The following is a 22713-nucleotide window of genomic DNA, read 5'->3' as shown; positions in this document are numbered from 1 at the left end:
TTTGTGCACAACGATTGTTTATTCCGTAACGGAGACTACAATCTGAAGCTTGTCTTCCAGATTAGGAATCTCAACTTCATACAATTGTTTGCTTACCACTACGACAGGAAGCCTCTTGCCATTGACATCCACGACAACTTCTCTGCCTGCTGACATGAACCGGAACTTCCCGCCCTCTTTCAATTGAAACGACACGGTAGAACCTTCCGACTTCACATGGCTTACTGCATCCGCAGCGACATATTTATCGGTCAAACCAATCGGTGTTGCCGCACCGGCAACTGGAATAAATAAGTAAAGCGCGCATTGTGTTGGCTGAAGCACGAAGTCATGGTGTTCATTCGCATGCATGAGCTTCATCTCGCCAGAGAAATGTTCGTAAAGCACGAACTGCTCACCTTGTAATCCCGGTACATCGGAAGGGCTTACCGATCCCTTGATCTCGTCTTTATGCTTACCAATGTGGAACGCAGCTACGACGCCTGAATCTCGCGCAGTGTTCCATAGTTTTAAAGGTATGGTGTCCTTCGTCGGATCTAGGAATAAGCAGTCTGCCGTTGGGCTAGGCGTTTGTTCACAACGAATAATACTTCCGTTTTGGTAAATAAGCGGCCAAATTTTCGTAGGATCGGTGTTGCCCGGTGCATCGCTGAAATAAACAGGCCCACCGCTGACCGAGCGAAGTACCGCATTTTGAATATCATCATGATTCTTCGTCCAGTACATATCCCAGTCACCATAATAGAACGCACCGTGATAATAGGAGTTGTAAGCATTTTGCAACGCATGCTCGGCAAAACCGAATTCATCTTGAGGAACGAAGTCATCGCTGTTGCGAGAAACCGAAGATTTCGGACGGTGCCACATATTTTCAGCCGCCATCCCCATACAGTTAATGATTGTGTTGTTAAAATGTAGGGATGCCGATGCTTCCAGTGCCTGATGAGCCGCAGCTGCCGCTTCACCGATCGACCATTCATGCTTCGTGAAATTCAAGACAGCACTTTGACTGTCTACTTTGACAAAATCGATACCTTGACGCTCCAAGAAAGCATGCCAGGCATGCCAGAAACCAAAGCCGCGTCCCGCATCCGGATAAGGAATTAAGCTCCCTTTGGCATTGCTGTAGAGATAGTCGCTATATTGCTTCGCGATTGGAGAATCTGGATGAATACCTCCCCAATAACCTGCGATCGTATGCCAAACGCCAACCCAACGGATACCATGCTGCTCTTTCAGCTTGCGGACCGTAGCTCCAAGCCCTTGCGGGAACTTTTCTTCATCTGCTTGGAATGAGGATAGCTTCTTATCGATTGTTTGTGACCAACCATCATCAATCATCACCCATTGCACAGGCAGTCCTGCTGCTTGCAGCTCTTCCGCTTTGATCAGCAAACCTTTCTCATCCACTTGATGATAGAAAGCATCCCAGCTGCACCAGCCGAGGGAATCTAGAATTTCAGGATAGGCTTTCTGCGCGCGAGGCAGTGTCGGGTACTCCAGAGCATGTAACGCTGCGTCAACTTGATTCTCCATTAACTGATACGGATCTGCTCCTGTGCCTAGGACAAAAGATAGTGCCTGACATTTCGTTCTTCCACCTTGTTGGGATGACACTCGGATTTGCAATCCTGACTCAGCGCCGCATACATCTGTACGGAATTCCGGGCCGCAAACGGGCAGCAGATGGTAATAGGAAGCATCTTTCCCCTTACGCCATAGTAAAGATTGTGTACGTTCAGGTAACGTTGACCAATCATGGTTAAAATGCGGCCGAGTCCACCAGTCTTTATGCTGATAGTTGGCCATCAAACCGTCTACTTCCTCCATGTCCTGTGCATGGATGATAATGCCATTCTGTGCGGCGAAGCAAAGCTGTCTACCGAAATCATTGGCATTGATCAACTCACCCTGCACCGAGGCCAGGACTACGGAATCATAAGCGCGAAACCTCAGCTGAACCACCGCCGTATCATTTTCGCCACGGAAAATCTGATTTGTTTCCGTATAAGCGCCGCGCTCATCCGAGCCTGCTGTTACTTCACTCTCACTACTTAGAAGCGGCAATGCTGAACCATTGTCAGTTGTCACCGTAACTCGAATACGGCCAAGAACGGACTGTAAGCCGTTTGAACTTATCTCAATTCCTTGTAGCATATGGTCCTCCCTCTCTATTTCTGCTGTTGCTCATATTCATGAAGTGCAACCGATAAACTGGCGGCATCTCCGACATTATCTTGTAATCCAGAAGGAACAATTCGGCAAACGCCAAGGGCAATTGGTAGAGCCTCTCGCTGCAGCTCAGCCATAACCAGAGGGGCTAACATCGCCTCTTGGCGCTCATAGATACTGCCAATGACAATCGTATCTGGATTCAGGATATCCACTAGAATCGCCAATCCGCGCCCAAGCTGCTTACTCACGATTTCAATTACCCTTTTCGCTAGTTCATCTCCAGCATGGGCAGCTGCAAACACAACTTTCGCCGTCAACTCTTGTTGATCGGCCTGCAAAAGTGTCGACTCCCCTACGCGTACACCATCTTCCACGAACTTTTGAGCTAATCTAGCAATCCCGCCGCCACTGCAAAAGCCTTCGAACGAGCCATATTTCCCATATCCGAGAGGTCCATCTTCCGCTAAACGGATATGTCCTACTTCGCCAGCCATATCGTTGGCCCCGCCATAAATGCGGCCATTTAAGATCAGACCAGCACCCATGCCTGTTCCAAAGGTCAAGAAAACCATATTTTCCGAACCTCGCCCGGCTCCCCATTTCCATTCCGCCAATGCACAAGCGTTAGCATCATTTTGCAAGCCAACAGGAACGCTGAACCGATCTCGAAATGGCGTCAACACATCAACGCGATCCCAACCGGGCAAATTGGGCGGTGAAAGAACGAGCCCCTCTTTACTGCTCAAAGGTCCGCCGCAGCTAATACCGATGGCCTGTAAAGGTTCCGCTTGGTTGCGCTTCAGCAATTGTTCCAACGCATCGCCAAGCTGGACTAGCGCCTCTCCTGGCGTTGCAGGTGTCGGAAAGCTTATTTTATCGATAATGTTAACCGTCTCAGAAGCCGATCTCCCAAGTACCGCTGCACATTTCGTACCACCGATATCAATACCGCCTAACAGGAGACTCATACGAAGAATGCCTCCTCTAACATCATACAAAGCACATGGTATATCGGAAGATGGCGTTCCTGAATGTCTGGTGTTGAGCTGTATGGCACGCGAATGATAACATCGCAAAGTTCTTTCAGTCGACCGCCGCCTTCCCCCGTTAGTCCAACCGTCGTTACGCCCATGGATTTGGCGACTTGTACAGCGTGAACGATATTAGCCGAGTTCCCAGATGTACTAAAAACAACAAGGATATCCTCTTGTTGACCGTACCCATATACTTGCTGTGCAAATACCATGTCGGGAGCTACATCATTATTGAATGCCGTGGCAAATGCGGTATGGCTCACTAGCGAAATCGCTGGAAGCGCCCCTTGCAAATGATCCGCCAAATAGGTACCCTGCTCTTCGCCGTGAACCAACATGAGATCTCTTTGCTTCTTAGGGAGTTTGCGAGGTGACATAAAACCTTTCATTAATTCACCAACCACATGCTCACAATCCGCTGCACTTCCTCCGTTGCCGGCCAGCAGCATTTTGCCTCCCTTTTCAAACGAGAGCTTCATCGCCTCAAATGCGGCATGAATAGAAGCACGACATGGTTCCAAATCAGGGTATTTTACGAAAAGTTGCTCAAACGTTGCACTCATGCGCTAATCTCCTCCCTGCTGATCTTAAGTTTGTTTCAAATGTTCAATCGCTTCTATGAAAAAGGATTCCGTGCCGAAGCTGCCTGATTTCAATACCAAAAACCTTTGCGGCATCTGGAGGGTTAAACAGGATGGCAATCCTGGTTGAATTTCTTGCCAAATACTTAGTCCGTCAATATTTAGCTTGTCGCAAACGGCTGCTGACGTTTCTCCGCCAGCGATGAGCAATCGTTGTTGCCCTGTCTTATTGACGACAGACCGAACCACGTCGGACAGTGCACTTGAAACGAGCACAGATACTTCGGTATTGTCGAAGCCAAGCTCGGCTCCTTTCACTTTTGTAGCCGCGACCTTCATCGGACTGTTCGAGGCATGAATGAGGACATCTTGCCCTTCTTGGAGCAGCAGCGAAGCGTCTTCAACGATTTTGGCGCAATGCACCTGCTTTTCCAATGGATCAAATAACAGCATGGATTCGAGCTCCAGGGCATGCAGCCCTTGCTTTTTGGCATAGACGATTTGTGCCGCGCTTTGCGGCATTAAGCTGCCTGCCGCACAAAGCACAGCTTGTCTTCCAAGCTCAGGGAGTTTCGTCCCTTGTTCCCCCCATTCAGCAGCTGCTGACTTTTCTAGTAAGGCTAATTCCTCCGCTAGCGCAGAACTGCCGCAAAGAATGGGTTCATGTTGAACAGCTTGCGCGATAATTTGCAGTGATTGCTGATCTCGTACGTCTAAAATCACATACTGAAAGCCTTCGTTCTTCTTTCTAGCGATTTCATCTTGCAGTACGTATGAGCCTTGATCAATCTGATCTATGGGAATGAGTCCAACTTTACGAACCGTTTGTGATTGTAGAATCTGAACCAAATTGGAGTGAAGCATAGGATGGACAGGATCACTTCGAAATTCTGATTCTTCCAGTTTTTTACCATGTACATAATGAATACCGTCTAGTGTTGTGCGCCCGTTTTTCGGAAAACCAAGGACAATGATGCCAAAAGATGCCTCTAGGGCATCTAGCATGGCATCGAATTCGGCGCCGATATTGCCTCGAAACACGGAGCACGTTTTATTCATAAAACGTGTAACGCCCGCATCCTTCAGCTTCTTCGTCATCTGAAACACTTTCTTGTAAGCGACTTCTGGCGTGTCCAATCGGGAGTGCGTGTCAAGGACGAGTACCTCTGGCTCAACTCGTTCGGTTTGATTCGTCCACGATTCCATCGGGTAGACATGCGTTGTAATCCCTGCCTTCGCGTACATAATCCCGATGTCATTCGCGCCTGTAATATCATCTGCGATAATACCGATCATTCCGTTAACCTCCTTCTTGGCCGATAACCAGACTCATTCAAGAAGCTCTGAACAACATCTTCTGGCAGCTTGCGCAAGGAAATACCTGAGCTCTTCGCCACGACATACATGTGGCAAGCCATTTCAAGGGTATGCATAGCCATCCTTGCCTCCTTCACGTTCTTGTCGTAGACAAGAACGCCGTGGTTTTCGAGGAAGAGAACGCTGGCTTTGCCCGCTTTCTCACGCACAGCTTCACCGAGCTCGCGGGAACCTGGATGAAAATAAGGAACGCGCTCAATTCGCTCTAAGTAATACATCGTTTCTACAAACCACTCGGACGGCAACGTTTCTGACGAACAGGCTAGCATCGTGCTGTAAAAGGGGGAAGCATGAAGGACAGCGCCTACGTCTGGGCGGGATTCATAAATCGCCTGATGCATGGGGACTTCCTTCGATGGTTTCTTATCTGGCGAAGTCGCCTTGCCCTCTGAGATCGAGCACTCGACGAAATCATCTTCGCCGAGCTCTCCTAAATCCGTTCCGCTAGCGGTAATTAGATAATGGCCATCTCTGGTTCGTGCACTGATGTTGCCGGCGTTTCCCCAAGCTAAGCCGTTATTTAGCATGTATCGCCCAGCTTCCTGCAACTGCTGCCAAACCGATGCGTCCATTTATTCCACGTCCCATTCCAACAGATTGGTTTCTTTTATCGGTAATTCTGGATTGTACGGCACGCGGAAAGTTTTGATTTCGCATGGTTTGAAATCCGCTTTAATAACACGATTCCATCTAGGCAACATAATTTCTGCAGAAGTTGCCGTTTTGTTCGTCTCATATACACGAATAATGAGATCCTGATTATCTTCGGCTTTCTTAATCGCACTCACAATAATATTGTCTTTATTGACGTTCACATAAGAATCCGTTTGTGCTAGCTCTCCTTGATGGAACGATTCGATCACGGCAATCGGCTTGCAGTTCAGTTCCGCTGCACGCTTGACTGTGCCTGCTTGTTCCCAACTTCCTTCATGCGGCAGCAAGGAGTAGGAGAAACGTTGGATACCTTGATCGATAAAGGAGTACTCCCCATTAGGATCTGGTTCGAAAGGTACGTGATGCGCGTAAATCGGACTTCTTAGTACCGTCATCGCCATTTCCTGGTTATGAATGCTATAGCTGTATTTCGCATCGTTCATCAAGCTAAGGCCGTACATGATATTGCCCTTGCGAGTAACGCCGGAATAATCAATCCACGTTAACCCTGGCTCTTCTTCCCCATTATGCTCACGTTCTATCGTCCCGTAGGGAATTTCGTAGGTTTGCTTACTGAAGATGACATTCACTGGGAATACCAGCTTCAACATTTTGAACGATTCGCGCCAGTCTACCATCACCTGAACATCGATTTGATCGCGATCAGCGTACATAGCGAAATCTTGAACAAGCTTGGAGCTGCCATATTCGCTGACAACACGAATGACCGATTTCACAGGACCATGCTCGACGCGGAATACCTTTTTAGCTTTAAAGGCACCTGCTTGTTGATTAAAATGCAGAACATCATGGCTCCATGTATCCGATTTATCATCGAGTACGATCGGCTTCGCGCCATCACCTTTGAACACTTCATGATCGGCAACTTTATCGAACAAGCTTTTAATAAAGCCTGTTTCTTTATCAAACTCCAAGCGGAAACGCTTGTTTTCCATCATCACATCACTGGCAACAATCGGTTCTCCAACTGGTTTATGTGAAGCTGACTCCGCTACTAATTTATACACGCGATAACCCATGGATGGCAGATCGGCCATAAAGCTTAGACGGAAACGGCCATTAGCAGATGCTTGAGATTGTACCGTTTGGAACGGTACTGGGTTCCCTTTGTCATCTAATAAAACAGTCGTTGGTTTGATACCGCCGACTTCAAGCTCCACATTCACACGGCTTTCCCATGCATGCGGGTTAAAGACAACGATAGGCTTCATGGTAACATCCTGTTCGATGTTAATGTTCCACGATAACGATTGAACCGCGTAATTCAGTGAACGATCGGCAATCGCCATGGCTTCGCCGTACAAGTACATCGCATCTTCATATGCAGGCTCAAGGCTTGTTCCTGCGAGAATGTCATGGAATTGATTGAAGAGTACATTTTTCCATGCTTGATTGAACTCTGCCGGATAGGGTTGCCCTGTAATCCATGAAGCAAGCGCGGAGTACTTTTCAGCTGCCATAAGGCGATTCTCCGCTTTACGATTCCAATGCTTAATGCCCGAGTGAGCCGCATAACAACCGCTAGCATGGTGCTGTAAGTCATCATGGACCACCGGCAAGTTTAAATTTCTGCTTTCCATTTGCTTGAAATACGCATCTGGTGTCGCAAATTCAAGTTTAGGCAGTGATGGGTCCGCGTTCATGCGGCGAATGCTCTCGATATTTTCCTTCGTCGGGCCTCCACCATGATTACCAACACCGTAGAACAACATAAGTTCGTTGAGCGGCTCTTTGAATTCGCCTAGACAGCGGCGAACATGGTTTTCCAAATCTTTGCCCCATGATAAATACTCATACATAATGCGGAAGGTCATGACTTGTGAGCCATCATCGGATTCCCACATGAACAGACGACTTGGCAATCCTTTTTCATTCGGCATCGGACGCATCATCACGTAATAGTCCATACCGCTTTTCTTCAGAATTTGCGGAAGCATGCCGTTATGCCCGAAGCTGTCTACGTTATAGCCAACTTTAGCCGTTACGCCGAACTTCTCCTTGAAATAATGTTGGCCATACAAGCCCTGACGGACAAAAGATTCCCCATTTGGAATGTTGCAGTCCGGTTGAATCCACCAACCGCCAACAATGTTCCAACGCCCTTCTTGGACACGTTTCTTGATTTCAGCGAACATTGCAGGTTCATTATTCTCAATCCATTCGTACATCGCAGCAGAGCTGGAAGTAAAAATGAAATCTTCGGATTCTGTCATACGATCTAGTGCAGAACGGAAAGTAGCTTTCGCTTCTTGGAAGCCTTCTTGCCATTGCCATAACCAAACTGGATCTAGATGTGCGTTACCGATCATGTAGAGCTTATTTTCATTCATCATGAGAACCTCCAGATTAGTTGTTAAAAGCGTCTGCTTTCCCTGTGCTGCTCAAAAATTCATTCATTTTTTCCATTACGGTTTGCGTTACCGCATCACGGCCAGCTTGCAGCATCTCAGGTGACAAGTTCTTGCACTCTTCGTTCGTCATGCGTTCTTCACGACCGAGAGCTTTGAGCAGGGATAGTTCCAAATCAGTAGCAATATTCACTTTGCTAACGCCGCCGCCAGGCAGATGATAGGCATTGCGCATCATTTCCGAAGGCACACCGGAACCCCCATGAAGGACAAGATGTACAGGCGTTAATTTACGAATCTTCATCAGTCGATCATAGTCAATTTTGGGCTGCTTAACGACATACACACCATGTGCGGTACCGCAAGAAACCGCTAACGCATCAATACCCGTAATCGCCACAAACTCAGCCGCTTCCTCAGGGTCTGTGTATAGTTCTTCATCTTTATCTGTCTCTACAAAATCGGTTGTTCCGATCATCCCCAACTCGGCTTCTACGGATACACCTTTTGGTCGTGCATAGTCCACAACTTCTTTACTAATCGCGGCATTCTCATCAAAAGGCTTCTCAGAAGCATCGATCATAACGGACGTAAATCCTGCTGCAATCGCCTCTTTAATCGTTTCTAATTCCTTCGTGTGATCTAAGTGAAGGACAACTGGAACGGTAATTTTCATTGCTTCCACTTGACGGTAGAACTCTTCTCCGAATTCAGCTGCTGTAATGCCATAGCGAACTAATTCTTTATGTGAAATCTGAACGATTAACGGTGAGTTCGCTAGTTGCCCTGCCTTCAAAACAGCTGCAATCATAGGTGTATAGCGCGGTGAAAAAGAACCAATCGCAAAATGGTTTGCTTCCGCTACCTCTAGTGCTTGTTTCAACGTAATAACTGATGAATTCGTGGATGTTTGTGTCATGGTGAACTCTCCTTTGTACTCCTATTTTTATCTCTATCTATTAAAGCTGCTCAATCACTTGTTTGACACGCAGCATGCCTAACCTTGGACTGCTAAGAAAACGTGTTTGCTCTTCTGACGTAAACTGCGAAATGACTCTAGCCATGGAAGCTTGTGCAAGAACGACCAGATCTGTTTTAGATGCAAGCTCACGTAGAACCTCAGCTAATTCCACATCATGTCCCTCTTTATCCCCAGCTAGCAGTTTCTGATAAGCCGATTTAGCTACAACAGCTTCAATGTGCACCGCTTTGCCAGCTAGCGCCGCTTTACCGGAAATCAATCGTTTTGTCGGTTGGAGTGTTGTTTCGAGCGTTGCTGCCACCCCGATGGTTTCCGAAGAACTCACGGCGAACTCTGCCATCGCATCATCAATCCGAATGATAGGAATGCTCAGCTGAGGACCTACACGAGAAACGAGCTCACCAATCGACGAGCATGCGCTTAAAATACAAGATGCGCCTGCTTTCTCTGCAATGAGTGCGTATTGACGAAAGCGATCTTCGATCTCATCAATTTGCCCACCGTTTGCGGCAAGCTGTGGCAAAATCGAGTCATCTACCCAGTTCATCACTTCAACGCCTGGCAGAAGCTCATTCGCTAACGCTTTTAGACTGTCTACCGTGACGGGGGTTGTATGAATAATGGCAAGTTTATGCTTCATGACTATCGCTCCTTTGCATCCTTTGTAGGGCTTCTTCATAATTTCTAAAATAACCGGTTACGACTGCAGCGTGAATGGCTGCGCCGAATGCTGCTTCTTCCTCCACTTTCCCAAAGGTTAAGGGTAGCTGCCATTTCAACTGAGCGATATGTTGCATCGCAGCATTTTTACGAAGTCCATTGCCTGATGCAACCAGCCTGGCTAACTTGTCAACAATGTGAGTAGGAAACTGCTGTGTACAACCAACTAATTCATCTAAAATGCCATGAAGGAATCCTGCTGTTAACTGTTTGGCATTGAAATTATCTGCTCGAATTCCTTGAATAAAGCCCGTGGCTTCCGGATGCTCCCTAGTTCCGTAAAATTGGGTTCCAACTCGCAGTGGTGGTACAGCCTCCGTCATCGCTTCTTCCGCCAAGCGATTCATCGCCTCGTAGAGTCGGTTTTCTTCCGCCTCCGCAAAAGCGCCAAGCACAGAACGGAAAAATTGTTCTAGCACTTCATACGATTTACCACCGCTAAGTGAAGCCCCAACAAGCAGATAGCCCCCGTCTATGAATGGACGTGTTTCCAGCATAGGAGATTGCATAAAACTAGGAGAATATACGGACACTTGCGAGCCAGTTCCCACATTAACAAGTAAATTACTTTCGAAAGTAGGCACTGCCCCCAGAAAGCTGGCTTGATTATCGCCGATCGCACAGACGACCTTCTTGCCGTCAGCTGTTTCCCCAATAAGCTGTCTGTCCGTTGCAAGCTCTGGTAAAAAGCTGGCATCCATCCCTGCTGCGCTCAGCTTTTCGTTATCAAATCTTCCCGTCTCCAGCGAATAGAGTCCAATACTTGCGGCGTTCGTCCGATCCATGAACGGAGCAGCCTCCCCGCAAAGCTTCATAGCCACATAATCACCAATCGTGCACAGCTTTACAGCACCCATTGGAATTTCATCTTGCTGTGTCATATAAAAGTGTGTGACTAAGCCAAACCCTGTATTAACCGGATAACCGGTCCTGTCATTTAATGTTGCTGCATAGGTTTGACCCGAAGCATAATGAAGATCTCCACGGCCATCCTGCCATGTAAAGAGCGGGCTAACCGCTTGACCCTCTTTGTCAACATACAGCACGCCGTGCATTTGACATGCAATACCAATGGCATCAACGTTAGTCCAGTCTTCCTGGCACTCTGCAAGTAATGCATTTACCAGTTCTACAATCCGATCCCCATTTTGGGTACGTTCCCAAAATTCCGTAGCAGGTATTTCCGAGTCATTTGCTCTAGATGCGATACGGATAATGGATCCGTCTTGGATATTGGTTACGACGACACAAATGGATGTTGTGCCAATATCAATGCCCGCCGTATACATCAAGCAGCCCCTCCTTAGCGATCGAATAAATTCAATTCATTTTCATAAGACTGGGAGGCTTGTGCTGCATATAAAATAAGTCCAATACACCAGGAATGAGATAGTGTCAACATCATTCCCTTAGGCTGAAAACAATTTGTATTGTAGAATCGTTCGGTAACCATTCCTTTATAAGCATTGAAATCGCCATCTTCCCTGGCAATAAATTGCAAGAAGCAAGATATATGATCACGGGTACGATCTAAATAGTAGCGATCGCCTGTATATGTCCATAGACGCAACATCTCAGGTACTGCGAATAGCCCATAATTGTGTAAGTGTTGGTTCGAAGTTGAGGCCTGATCTGCTCCACGTGAACAATAATTGTATTGGGCCAGCAAGGAATGCTTCGGAAATTGTAAATTATATGTCCAGCGGAATGTCATCATCCAGTCTGCTGCGCTTGAGGCAAGTTCTAACCAGAGTGGCTGATGGTTCCACTCATACAACAACACATAAGAAACAACCGCATTGTAAGCATCTTCTGACGTTGGTGTTAAATGAACATCTTCGGGTGCACCGTAAATATACTCGTCACGGATAAACCGCTCGTAATAACTTCCTCCACGAACTGCTGCAGCTGAGAATGCATCTTCTGTGAAATACTTTGCTCCCTCAAGTAAGGCTGCAATCCAGAGCATACCGCCTGCGCCGTCCCACTCTTGCACTTCACCCGTCTCACAATCGTAATAGGAGCCGAAGTTTCCATCCGAACGTTGATGATTAACCGCATATCGTAGGTTAGACAGCACGGCATGCTCCCAATCCGGATGCGCGATGCCCGCTTCTCGTTCGAAAGCTAACGCCCGAACAAGAAATAACGTAGCTTCCGAGACCGTTCTTGCTTGAAGCCAAGTCCTCTTCGGATTCCAGCCAGCCGTCCAACCTCGGCCAAGCTCCCAGGAAGCCCAGAAGGTTCCGTTCGGAGCAAGACCTGTTGCAATTTTATTCAAGACTGCAATCCCTGCATCCGTATAGGAGGAGTTGACTTTTTTCCTACCGTACATTAGCAAAGCATAGGCATAAGGCACACCGCTTACCCAGCTGACATGCATGTGAGGGCGATCGCCCATCCCTTTTACATTGTTATTAAACTCTCGGTCGAACGCTGCGGTTTCCCTTAAGATGTCGTTCTCTTTGTCATAGTGCCATTCGTATAGGCCATGAGCCGTTAATTCTGCAGCTTGTTCTAAGCCCATCCACGGATTAAGACCGTGTTCTTGGCGATGTATCGCATACATTTGACGAACAAATGGATTATAGTTGTGTGGATCTGGTGTACCTGCATACACATAAAGATGAAGATGCACTTTTTCATTTGGCTGGAAGGTATGCATAACCAAATCAGCTGGTGCAGGCACGGCGTTGCCAATAAACGTGACGGGTTCCTCTTTGTAAGGAAAGTTAAGCCAAATTTCCGTACCTGTCGCATTGCCGCGGAAGCCCAATCCGCTAATCCCGAGCGAGGACATTTCTTCGGTACAAAGCGCACCGCACATGCCGTCATTCCACGCGAATACAGCTGGAAGTGCTGCACGGTCTGCACGAAAAGACCAATAGTCGGACACCATTTGCTGCGGATTGCCGCCTTGGAAATCATACCGCGGATACGGACGCAAGTTCTTCTCGAATCGATTCTCTTTATAAAATGCTCCCGGAATCATCCAGTCTGGTTTACCTGCACCTTCTAACTGACAGCCAAACTGCAGGTTATGGGCAGATGCTTCCTTACCTCTATATTGAATGTCTACAAACACTTCGTAATAGTCGCAAATATCTTGGTGCTGTTTCCATGTTGAGCTCACCTGAAAGTTTGCGGATTGCCCCGACACTTCAAGCCCCTCCGAAGTCGATGATGCTGATCCCACAGGGACGATTTCCTTATCCCCCTGTGGGTTGCTTACCGTTAGCAATTGGGCAAATGACAGACAGGCTTCCTGCCCCGATTCTGAATGTCGAATCTCAACTGCTTTTCTGAACCCGCTATCCGATAAACGCCACTGCATCATCCCTGTACCTCCATGTCTTTCAACTGATAGATGTCAATTAAATTTAAACGGAAAATCCGATCGGCAAATGTCATCGCTTCGGTTTCATCGAGTGCGCCTTCGGCTACCTTTTCCGTCAAAACATCTCCAACCACTTTCCTTGCTAGCTTCTGGTGAGCATACGTGCCTTCGATATAGTTATAATCGCCGCCAAAGCCCTGTATTTTGGTCATCGGTACCATTTCAATGAACTGATGAAGGATTTGTTTAGCCGCCGTCGGAGAAATGATGTATAGCCAGGTCAAATCGGCATACACGTTTTGGAAATTTTTCACGATACTTAAGTAGGGTAAATAATAAGGATAGCCACTGTGGAGCAGAACGAATTTCGTATCCTTGTACGCCAGCAGCAAAGGAATGAGCAACTCCACATTGGAGTTCGTAATCGTATTGCCGTTGTTTGAAACACTGACTTCATGATGTCCGGTATGAATTTGAATCGGGAGTCCATAGGCTGTAGAACGCTGGATAATAAAATGGATCAAATAGTCCTGAAGTGCCACAGTTTCCGCTTGTGAGAGCGACTCTTCCAAGGTGCAGCCCATTAATCGATTAAACGCGAGCTCTGCCTCGTGAAAGGTCGGTTTTCCTGAAGCTAAGGAGCGCCAGTACGCATGACCGAACTTTGTTGCAACCATGCCTTCCTGGACATATCTATGCAATAAGGCATCCACTGCATCTAAATATTGGCGCAAATGATATACGTTCACGCCAGACATCCGTTCTACAGCGGTAATATCCTTCAATGTTCGTAACTTAAATGCGAAATCCATAAACATAATGGGACGAAAACGATCGTAGTCCAATTTCGTTGTTTGGATGAGTGTAAAGGCAAGATCAATACCGGACCTTTCGGCCATGACATGCTCATACCAATTCGGGTCGTGCGTGGCTTGCAAGACCTTTTCATTCGCCTCTAGCAGGCTTTTCACGTTCCAATCCGTTACGTCATATAAATCTTCCATCGCGGTCCGGAACATCCGAGCATACGTTGTATTTTTCGTTTTATGCCAATACTCCATAAACATCGAAGCTTTTTGCTCCGCAGCCAAGGAACTCTGTCTTCCCAGAACACCTTGCTTCATGCCTGCACTATAAAAATCAGAGTCCAAATAATGCAAAAGGGAGAATAGATCGTGATTTTCTCTCTTACGAATTTGCGGTGTTGCTAGATGTTCATGACCGTCAATGATGCGGATTCTGTTAACATAATCATGAAGGATGCTCATTTCCGGGTCTCTCTCCTTCTACATGCGCGGCTGCTTCATTCGAAACAGCCGCCCTCTATATTTGTCATTATTGAAGCTCTGGGAACGCTGCTTTCACTTCTTTTTGGAAAGATGCTACAACATCCGCATAACTTTTGTTATCTGTAATCCCTTGACCAGCTACTTTTCTCCACGTACTCAGGATGGAGTCGCTGTACTTATCAGACTTAATAACAGGCATCGCCTTCATCATCTCGTAGTAAGGTTGAAGCACTTTTTGATCGCCGGTCAGTGTGCCCGTGTATTTATCTACATTTGCATCATAAACACTTTGCAGTGCTGGCAAGTTTCCTCTTGCTAGCAAATCTGCATTTTGCCATTCTGCGCTTGCAGAGAACTTGATAAATTCATTCGCAATGTCTTTATTCGCTGTCTTATTGTAAATCGCGCGGAATGTTCCACCGTTATAGAAACCTTCTGGTGTTTTGGCAACGCCAAATTTGCCGACCGCTTTGTTGTCTTTGTTGCCAATCATGAACGACGCCCAAGCTGGCATAGCCACGAGTACAACACTGCCGTCATTCAGGGCATTTCCCCAACCTGCTGACATGAAAGGCAGTTTCGCATCTACGTTATTCGCGCGAATATCTTTCTGCGTGTTATAGACTTTTTCCCATTTCGCATCGATGTTTAATTTGCCATTCACATAGAAAGGCTGTGTATTATAGCTGGCAATATCGAACAAATCACCTGTATTCGCGATCAGATGAACTTTGCCGTCGCTATCTTTTGCCACTTTTTTACCAAGCTCAATCATTTTATCGTAGGAGCTCACCATTTCGCTGATTTTCGCTGAATCATCGGTTCCAAGGAACTTTTTCGCATTTTCTTTCAAGTACCAGAAGCCGCCTGGCGAAGATTGGTCAGAGATCGCTTTAATTTTGCCATCCGATGATTTACCAAGCTCAGCTACATAAGGAATATAATTTTTTACAAGTTCATTGGCACCAATTGGCGCTAAATCCATTAAGAAAGGCGATTCAATGAATTTACCTACATAGCTTCTTTCAAGATCAAGCACGTCAGGTACATCCTTGCCGGATTGCAAGGCAGACAACAGCTTGATTTGATATTGATCACCTGGGAATACTTTGACATCCACTTTCACATTTGGATATTTCTTCTCAAATGCCGTTGCAATGCCCTTTGTTCCATCAAAGAAAGTCCAAAGAGAAAGCGTACCAGCGAGCTTAGCTGGGTCTACTGCTGGCGCAGCTGTTGCAGCTGGACTTGTAGTTGCCGAATTATTCGTATTCGATTTCGCACCACATGCTGTCAAAACCCCTGTAGTTAGTACTGCAGTCATTAAAATAGATGCCCATTTTTGTGCTTTCATGAGAATTCGCCCCTTTGATGTGATTGATATAGTCGTTCTACTGGCTTGAACATAGTAGGATTATTTCCTATTAGAATAGAAGCGAATAGGTTCAGATAATCTCAACATTTCTTGGTGAGCATCACTCCTCTCAATATCCGTTTACTAGCCTTTAACAGCCCCGGCTGCAACACCGTTAATAATCCGTTTGGACATAAAAGAGAAGAAGACCAGAATTGGAATAACTGAGATAACAATCCCCACGTATTGTGCACCAAAGTCGGAGGAGAACTGCGATTTGACACTCGCGATCATCACCGGAAGGGTCTGCATATCACCGTCGAATAAAATAATCATCGGAACTAAGAAGTCATTCCATTTTCCAATGAAAGCAAAGATCGCTAACGTGGCCAGTGCTGGACTCATTAAAGGTAAAATAATGCGATGGAAAATTTGCATTTCTCCATACCCATCAATTCTTCCAGACTCAATAATTTCAGATGGCACCGAGGTGTCAGCAAACTGTTTGACGAGGAAAATACCAAAAGCATTGTACATGGATGTCAGCAACAGTGGATAATACGTATTCAGCATATGGAAGACATCCATTAATTTATAAAACCCGATAATCCCGAGTTGTCCAGGAATCATCATCGTTGCAAGCACCATCATGAACAGCACGCTTTTATAGCGAAAATTGTATTTGGAAAAGCCATAACCAGCTAAAGCTGCAAAATACACATTAATTAGGGTTGCCGTCACCGTGATGAAAACTGTATTACCAAATCCCCGCCATATGTTAACGGTTTCAGTCAAACGATGATAATTGACCAAGAATTGATTCCCAGGAACGATCAACAGCTTCCGAGCTATGTCCGAATTCGTATGCGTGGACGTAATCAGCATGCTGTAGAAAGGAAGTAAACAAGTCAGGGCTATCGCAATTAAACCCACATAGATGATGATTTTCAATAGTAACAGATGGAGTTCAAACGGTTTCTCTTCACTTCTAACCACTGGATGTTACCTCCTACTCGTTTAACTTAGATGCTTTCGCTGTAATCGCCGTTAAGATCATGACAACTACGAAAATGCCATATGCAACTGTTGCTCCGTAGCTATAATTGAAATTTTTGAACGCAGTTTCATATAAATACATAACCATTGTTCTTGTCGTATTGTCTGGACCACTCCCCAACATCAATGGGGCATCAAACAATTGCAACCCGCCGATAACGGAGGTAATGAACGTAAAAAGTAACACTGGACGCAATAAGGGAAGAGTAATATACAAGGTGCTTTGCCATTTGTTAGCGCCATCAATTTTGGCCGCTTCATACACTTCATCCGAAATGGACTGTAAACCAGCGATAAATACGATTAAATTAAACCCGAAATACTGCCAGCAAATGACACCAGATACAATCGTGCGCGACCACCAAGGGCTGCTGAACCAATTCACCGGCTCACTCACAATGCCCAGATCCATGAGTACTTTATTCACCGAACCTGTTTGCCAGTCGAACATTAAACTGAACATGACACCAAGCGTAATCGGCGTAATAATATGCGGAAAATAGTACACAGCCCGGAAAAAATGTTTACCGCGTATCCACTTCTCATTCAATACAATCGCAAGTACGAGCGCTATGATGAGCTGCGGAACAATTGACATGATCCAGATGATCATGGTGTTCCCTATCGTTTGATAAAAGTACGTATCATGCAAAAGCCGCGTGTAATTCGCGAAGCCGATATAAATCGGATCCGAAAATCCATCCCATTTGGTAAAGCTTAAATAGAATGTATATAAAATCGGGATCAAACCGAAGATGCCAAATCCGATAAAAAATGGGGCAATAAATAGATAGCCGTAATTCGACTTGTTGATTTTAGAAATCATCGCTCACAACCCTTTTCTAAAGTGTGGTACAAGATTGACGAATCATCAGTGTCGGTTTATACAAATGAGCTGTTCGTTCAACATCTTCTCCTTCGATCTGGGCAAACAACCCCTCAGCAGCCTTCATCCCTACGTCTTGCAGAGGCTGGCGAACGGTTGTCAATTTGGGCGACACCCAGCTGGACAACGTAATATCATCGAACCCGACGATGGACATCTGTTCAGGAACTTGACGTCCTGATTCCTGTATCGCACGAAGTGCTCCAATTGCCGTTTCGTCGCTGGAAGCAATAACAGCTGTGAAACCTTCATGTTGTAGCAGTTCATTCATAGCTTCATAGCCGCCTTGATTGGTCCAGTCCGAGTTCACGATCCACTCTGGCCTGCACTCCATTTCCAATGCGCTCATCGTTTGTTGCAAGCCCTTCAACCGATATTTAATGGGACCCATATGAGCAGGACCCGAAATATAAGCAACGCGGCGATGTCCTAATCCATGTAAATAGGTCACCAAATCAGCAACCCCAGATGCGTTATCAATATCCACTGAGAATAATCCGTCCAATTCCCCATGATCCCCAATTAAAGCTAGCGGGTAGGGCACCTCGATCATACGTGCCAGTTCCTGCTGATCTCTTTTCTGAAAGCTTAGCAGGATAATCCCATCTACATGTCCTTCATACAGCAGATGGAGAAAGGAAGCTTCGTGCTTAGAATTCGATGTACCGCTATAAAAAATACAATTGTATCCTTTACGATTCGCAACAGCTTCAATCCCTCGAATAATACCTGAGTAAAATATGTTAGAAATGTTATCGACAACAATACCAATCGTATTCGTCCGACTCATTACTAATCTTCTTGCATTTTCATTGCGATGATAATTAAGGGATTGGATGGCTCTCTCTAACGCCTCTTCTGTGTCTTTCTTCACTTTCTGACCATTTAAATAGCGTGAAACCGTGCTCTTGGATGTATTCGCTACTCGAGCGACATCATGTATTGTTGGCCCCATCTTCTGCCTCCTTTATTCATTTACGAATCATATATTCCCATCAATTGGGAACGTTCCCAAACTAGTGTGCGCAATCTTGTTTCGTAACTTGTCATCGTCGTTTTCATTATTGGGAACGTTCCCACATTTCATTCAAAAAAAATGACCTTTCGGTTCATCGTTGTCATCCAATTTTGGGATCGTTCCCAAAATGATTTATTTTAGTTCTTGTACCTATATGTTATCGCTTTCAGTTAAGATTGTCAACGAATAAATTTCCATTGCCTTATACGGTGTGTGAACTCGAATAATCCGAAAGAGCCGAACTAAATTACCACAAATGACTCCTATCCGTCAAAAGTATTCATTTAGTTCGGTAGCATCGGACTACTCACCCTTTTATGAACGGTATCCCCGATTTAGTTTGTAAATATCGGACTATTAATGAATGTAAAAAAGTTTATATACGGTTTAGTCATTTTTATGAAAAAGATCAATTTCAAAAACGGTTTTCTGTATACCTCAATGACTCATTCGTCTTCATGTTGAAGGAGATGCTTAACCGGACACACCATCACTTCAACACCTAACTGACTAATCTCGTCAAGTAAACTCTGTTCCACTAAGTCACTGGTTACTAGGATATCAACATCTTGAAAGCTCGAAAATGAGATCAATCCTTGCCGCTCGAATTTACTATGATCTGCTACGATAACAATCTTCTGCCCTGCTGCGATCATAGCCCTCTTCACTTCGGCTTCATAGAGATCAGAACTTGTAAATCCTTTGCGTTTGGAAATCCCCGAGGCGCCTAAGAAAGAAAAATCAGCATTATATTTTTGCAGCTCAAGTTCGGCTTGCGGCCCCACAAGGCTCATCGACTTCTTAATTAGTTTGCCCCCGATTACAAACACGGAAGCTTCTTCATTCTGGCTGCTCTCTTCCGCAACATTCAAACCGTTCGTGACCACCATGAGATTCGATACATGACGTAAATGACGAGCGACACACCATGTCGTGGACCCCGAATCTAGAATGACAATCTCTTGGCCCACCACCAAAGAAGCAGCCATTTTACCGATGGCATCCTTCTCCTCGTAGTATTGAAATTTGCGCTGTTCAACAGGTGGAATCTGTTGCGAAGTCGTCTGCAATTCTTCGAGAAGAATGGCGCCGCCATAATTTTTTTGAATAATGCCATCTTGCTCCAATTGATTCAAATCACGTCGGATCGTTTCTTCGGAAACACTAAATTCCTTCACCAAATCTGCGACTTTGACACTGCGCTCTTGGAAGAGCAATTCTTTAATTTTGGTTCTGCGATGTATGGCTATCATGCCCAATCCCCCTCTAATCCTCGAATACCTTTTCACCTATTAGTTTCCGTATCAGAAAGGGATTTCTGACTGGGGAGTTTACAATGGAGATAAAGCAATGTTGCAAATCTAATATCGCTTTTCTTTGAGATGTTGTCAACCTTTTAGGCTGATTCTCTCCACTCCCATCGCTGCCTTCACCGCCTTACCATTCAATCAAATCTGTCTCTACGATCGGTAGGCTCTGATCCAATGGAACGCGGAACGTTATAATTTCACAAGGACCAAATCGCGCCTTGATCGTTCGATTCGCATGCGGCAATTGAATGATTGCATCGGTTGTTTCTCTCGTTGTCTCATAAGCACGAATAATTAGATCACAGCCATCTTCCGCTTTTTTCACTACGCTAACAATAATGTTGTCTTTATCTACATTTAAATAGGAAGCTTTCTGCGCTAGGGCACCTTCATGATAGGACTCGATAATCGTCGTCGGACGTTGGTTCAATTCAAGTGCATGCTTAATGGTACCCGCCTGCTCCCAGCTTCCTTGATGCGGCAGCAATCTGTACCTAAACGATTGAATCCCTTGGTCAATAAAGGAATAGTGACCATGAGGCTCAGGGACAACTGGATCATGGTGGGCATAAATCGGGCTGCGAAGAACGGTCATCGCCAACTCTTTATTCATAATGCTGTAGCTGTATTTCGCATCATTCATCAACGACACACCGTACGATGTCCCGCTATGTTCGCCTCCATCCCTCAAGATACCGCCATAATCTACCCAGCTCTGACCTGGCTCTTCTTCACCATTGTGTTCTCTTTCCTTGAAACCATAAGGAATTTCGTACGTTTGTTTGGTAAATATCAAATTAATTGGGAATACCAATTTCAACATTTTGAACTGCTCACGCCAGTCCACTGTCACTTTGACGTCGATGTAGTCCAGTTCTTTGAATAGTGTGAAATCCTGAACAATTTTCGAGCTGCCATATTCACTAGTAACACGGATCACGGATTTAATAGGCCCATGTTCCACACGCTGGACGCTTGTTGCAATGAAATCGCCAACTTTATTGTTAAAATGAAATACATTATGACTCCACGTATCCGATTTATCTTCGATAACAACTGGTCTAGCCGCGGGGCCGCGAAACACTTCGTACTGCACTTTCTTATCAAAAAGACTGGAAATAAAGCCTGTTTTGGGATCAAACTCCAAGCGGAGTCTATCATTTTCCAAGGCATAGTCATTCGCTTTAATCGGCTGAACGACTAACTTGGGTTCCAGCGACGTTGTCTTCACTTTATACACGCGGTAACCCAACGAAGGCAGCTCCGCTATGAAACTTAGACGGAATCTACCGCCAGCCGTTGCCTGTGATTGCACCAATTGGAAAGGTATCTGTTTCCCCGTATCATCCACCACGATGGTCGTTTCCTTGATACCGCCAACTTCAAGCTCTATGTTCACCCGGCTGTCCCAAGAATGCGGATTAAAAGCCACAATTGGCTTCATGCCCTCTTCTTGTTCAATGCCAATATTCCAAGATAGGGATTGAATGGCATAATTCAATCCACGTTCTGCAATGGTCATGGCTTCACCGTGCATGTTGCGTGCATCTTCATACGCCGACTCAAGACTAGTTCCAGCCAAGATGTCATGGAATTGGTTGAATAGGACATTTTTCCAAGCGCGGTGATAATCGGCTGGATAAGGCTGCCCCGTAACGATTTCTGATAGTGATGACCACTTTTCCGCTGCTAGGAGTGTATTCTCTGCTTGTCGATTCCAGTGCTTAATACCTGAATGAACTGCATAACAACCACTTGCATGATGTTGAAGATCATCGTGTACAACCGGTATAGGTAAATCCAAGGCTTCCATATCGGTAAAAAATTCATTCGGAGCCGCCATTTCCATCGTCGGAAATTCTGGTAGTGCGTTCATCCGCTTGATGCTGTTGATGTTCTCCTTGGTCGGGCCACCGCCATGATTACCAACCCCATAGAAGACCATCAAGTTGCCGAACGGATCTTTCAACTCTTCCATGCAGCGGCGTACGTGCTTTTCCAAATCTTTGCCCCATGTGCAGTATTCAAATGGAATTCGATACGCCATGACACGACTGCCATCGTCGGATTCCCAATGGAATAACCGCCCTGGCAAGCCTTTTTCATTCGGCATGGGACGCATAAAAATATAGTATGGCATTCCGCTTTTGAGCAAAATTTGCGGCAGCATGCCGTGGTGTCCGAAGCTATCAACGTTATAACCTACCTTCGCGGTTACGCCGAATTTCTCTTTGAAATACCGCTGACCATATAAGCCTTGACGGACAAACGACTCCCCGCCGGGTACGTTGCAATCTGGTTGAATCCACCAGCCTCCGACAATTTGCCATCTGCCTTCGCGGATGCGTTCCTTAATTTCTTCAAACATTTTACGATCGTTGTTTTCCACCCACTCATAGTTCGCAGCGGAGCTGGATGTGAAAATAAAATCGTCATATTCCTTCATGCGATCGAGCGCTGAGCGAAATGTTGCTTTGGTTTCTTGAAAGCCTTCCTGCCATTGCCATAGCCAAACTGGATCCAAATGGGCATTTCCAATCATGTAAAGTTTCTTATTTTTCATAGGTTCTC

At 45.7% G+C, this 22713-nt stretch carries 17 protein-coding genes; all 17 read right to left on the bottom strand.

The window, feature by feature from the left end:
• Positions 1 to 18: 18 nt before the first annotated feature.
• Entirely contained in the window at positions 19 to 2157 is a 2139-nt protein-coding gene (locus J2736_RS21395) for a Sip1-related alpha-galactosidase (RefSeq protein WP_310500625.1), read from the bottom strand.
• A gap of 14 nt (positions 2158 to 2171) precedes the next feature.
• Positions 2172 to 3143 (bottom strand): ROK family protein, encoded by a 972-nt coding sequence (locus J2736_RS21390; protein WP_310500624.1) that lies wholly within the window; start codon positions 3141 to 3143, stop codon positions 2172 to 2174.
• Complete coding sequence (locus J2736_RS21385; protein ID WP_310500623.1) at positions 3140 to 3772, bottom strand: D-sedoheptulose-7-phosphate isomerase; 633 nt, start codon at positions 3770 to 3772, stop codon at positions 3140 to 3142. Before J2736_RS21385 ends, J2736_RS21390 begins: the two co-directional genes overlap by 4 nt.
• Positions 3773 to 3796: 24 nt before the next feature.
• The gene (locus tag J2736_RS21380; RefSeq protein WP_310500622.1) at positions 3797 to 5086 is read right to left on the bottom strand and encodes a four-carbon acid sugar kinase family protein; all 1290 of its coding nucleotides are present in this window, start codon (positions 5084 to 5086) and stop codon (positions 3797 to 3799) included.
• Entirely contained in the window at positions 5083 to 5739 is a 657-nt protein-coding gene (locus tag J2736_RS21375) for a class II aldolase/adducin family protein (protein ID WP_310500621.1), read from the bottom strand. The genes J2736_RS21380 and J2736_RS21375 overlap by 4 nt, the downstream gene beginning before the upstream one ends.
• Positions 5740 to 8175 carry an alpha-mannosidase gene (locus J2736_RS21370; protein ID WP_310500620.1) on the bottom strand — a complete coding sequence of 812 codons (2436 nt, stop codon included), beginning with the start codon at positions 8173 to 8175 and terminating at the stop codon, positions 5740 to 5742.
• Positions 8176 to 8188: 13 nt separating this feature from the next.
• Positions 8189 to 9109 carry a class II fructose-bisphosphate aldolase gene (locus J2736_RS21365; RefSeq protein ID WP_310500619.1) on the bottom strand — a complete coding sequence of 307 codons (921 nt, stop codon included), beginning with the start codon at positions 9107 to 9109 and terminating at the stop codon, positions 8189 to 8191.
• Between the two features lie 40 nt (positions 9110 to 9149).
• The gene (locus J2736_RS21360) at positions 9150 to 9812 is read right to left on the bottom strand and encodes an aspartate/glutamate racemase family protein (RefSeq protein WP_310500618.1); all 663 of its coding nucleotides are present in this window, start codon (positions 9810 to 9812) and stop codon (positions 9150 to 9152) included.
• Positions 9802 to 11181: a sedoheptulokinase gene (locus J2736_RS21355; RefSeq protein ID WP_310500617.1), complete on the bottom strand. Its 1380-nt coding sequence runs from the start codon at positions 11179 to 11181 to the stop codon at positions 9802 to 9804. The genes J2736_RS21360 and J2736_RS21355 overlap by 11 nt, the downstream gene beginning before the upstream one ends.
• Positions 11182 to 11195: 14 nt before the next feature.
• Complete coding sequence (locus J2736_RS21350) at positions 11196 to 13229, bottom strand: hypothetical protein (RefSeq protein WP_310500616.1); 2034 nt, start codon at positions 13227 to 13229, stop codon at positions 11196 to 11198.
• On the bottom strand, positions 13226 to 14497 hold the full coding sequence (locus J2736_RS21345) for an amidohydrolase family protein (RefSeq protein WP_310500615.1): 1272 nt from the start codon (positions 14495 to 14497) through the stop codon (positions 13226 to 13228). Before J2736_RS21345 ends, J2736_RS21350 begins: the two co-directional genes overlap by 4 nt.
• 67 nt (positions 14498 to 14564) lie before the next feature.
• Positions 14565 to 15872: an ABC transporter substrate-binding protein gene (locus tag J2736_RS21340; protein ID WP_310500614.1), complete on the bottom strand. Its 1308-nt coding sequence runs from the start codon at positions 15870 to 15872 to the stop codon at positions 14565 to 14567.
• Between the two features lie 144 nt (positions 15873 to 16016).
• Positions 16017 to 16868, bottom strand: a complete 852-nt coding sequence (locus J2736_RS21335) for a carbohydrate ABC transporter permease (protein WP_310500613.1) — start codon at positions 16866 to 16868, stop codon at positions 16017 to 16019.
• 13 nt (positions 16869 to 16881) lie between these two features.
• The gene (locus tag J2736_RS21330) at positions 16882 to 17754 is read right to left on the bottom strand and encodes a carbohydrate ABC transporter permease (RefSeq protein WP_310500612.1); all 873 of its coding nucleotides are present in this window, start codon (positions 17752 to 17754) and stop codon (positions 16882 to 16884) included.
• A 16-nt stretch (positions 17755 to 17770) separates the two neighbouring features.
• Entirely contained in the window at positions 17771 to 18769 is a 999-nt protein-coding gene (locus tag J2736_RS21325; protein WP_310500611.1) for a LacI family DNA-binding transcriptional regulator, read from the bottom strand.
• Between the two features lie 509 nt (positions 18770 to 19278).
• Complete coding sequence (locus J2736_RS21320; RefSeq protein WP_310500610.1) at positions 19279 to 20085, bottom strand: DeoR/GlpR family DNA-binding transcription regulator; 807 nt, start codon at positions 20083 to 20085, stop codon at positions 19279 to 19281.
• Positions 20086 to 20269: 184 nt separating this feature from the next.
• Positions 20270 to 22705 carry an alpha-mannosidase gene (locus tag J2736_RS21315; RefSeq protein WP_310500609.1) on the bottom strand — a complete coding sequence of 812 codons (2436 nt, stop codon included), beginning with the start codon at positions 22703 to 22705 and terminating at the stop codon, positions 20270 to 20272.
• Positions 22706 to 22713 lie beyond the last annotated feature (8 nt).

The sequence above is a fragment of the Paenibacillus qinlingensis genome, assembly GCF_031455095.1.
In the GTDB taxonomy this organism is placed as follows: domain Bacteria; phylum Bacillota; class Bacilli; order Paenibacillales; family NBRC-103111; genus Paenibacillus_E; species Paenibacillus_E qinlingensis_A.
The sequence above is the reverse complement of the archived record's forward strand: the minus strand, read 5'-3'. Positions and strand labels throughout refer to the sequence as shown.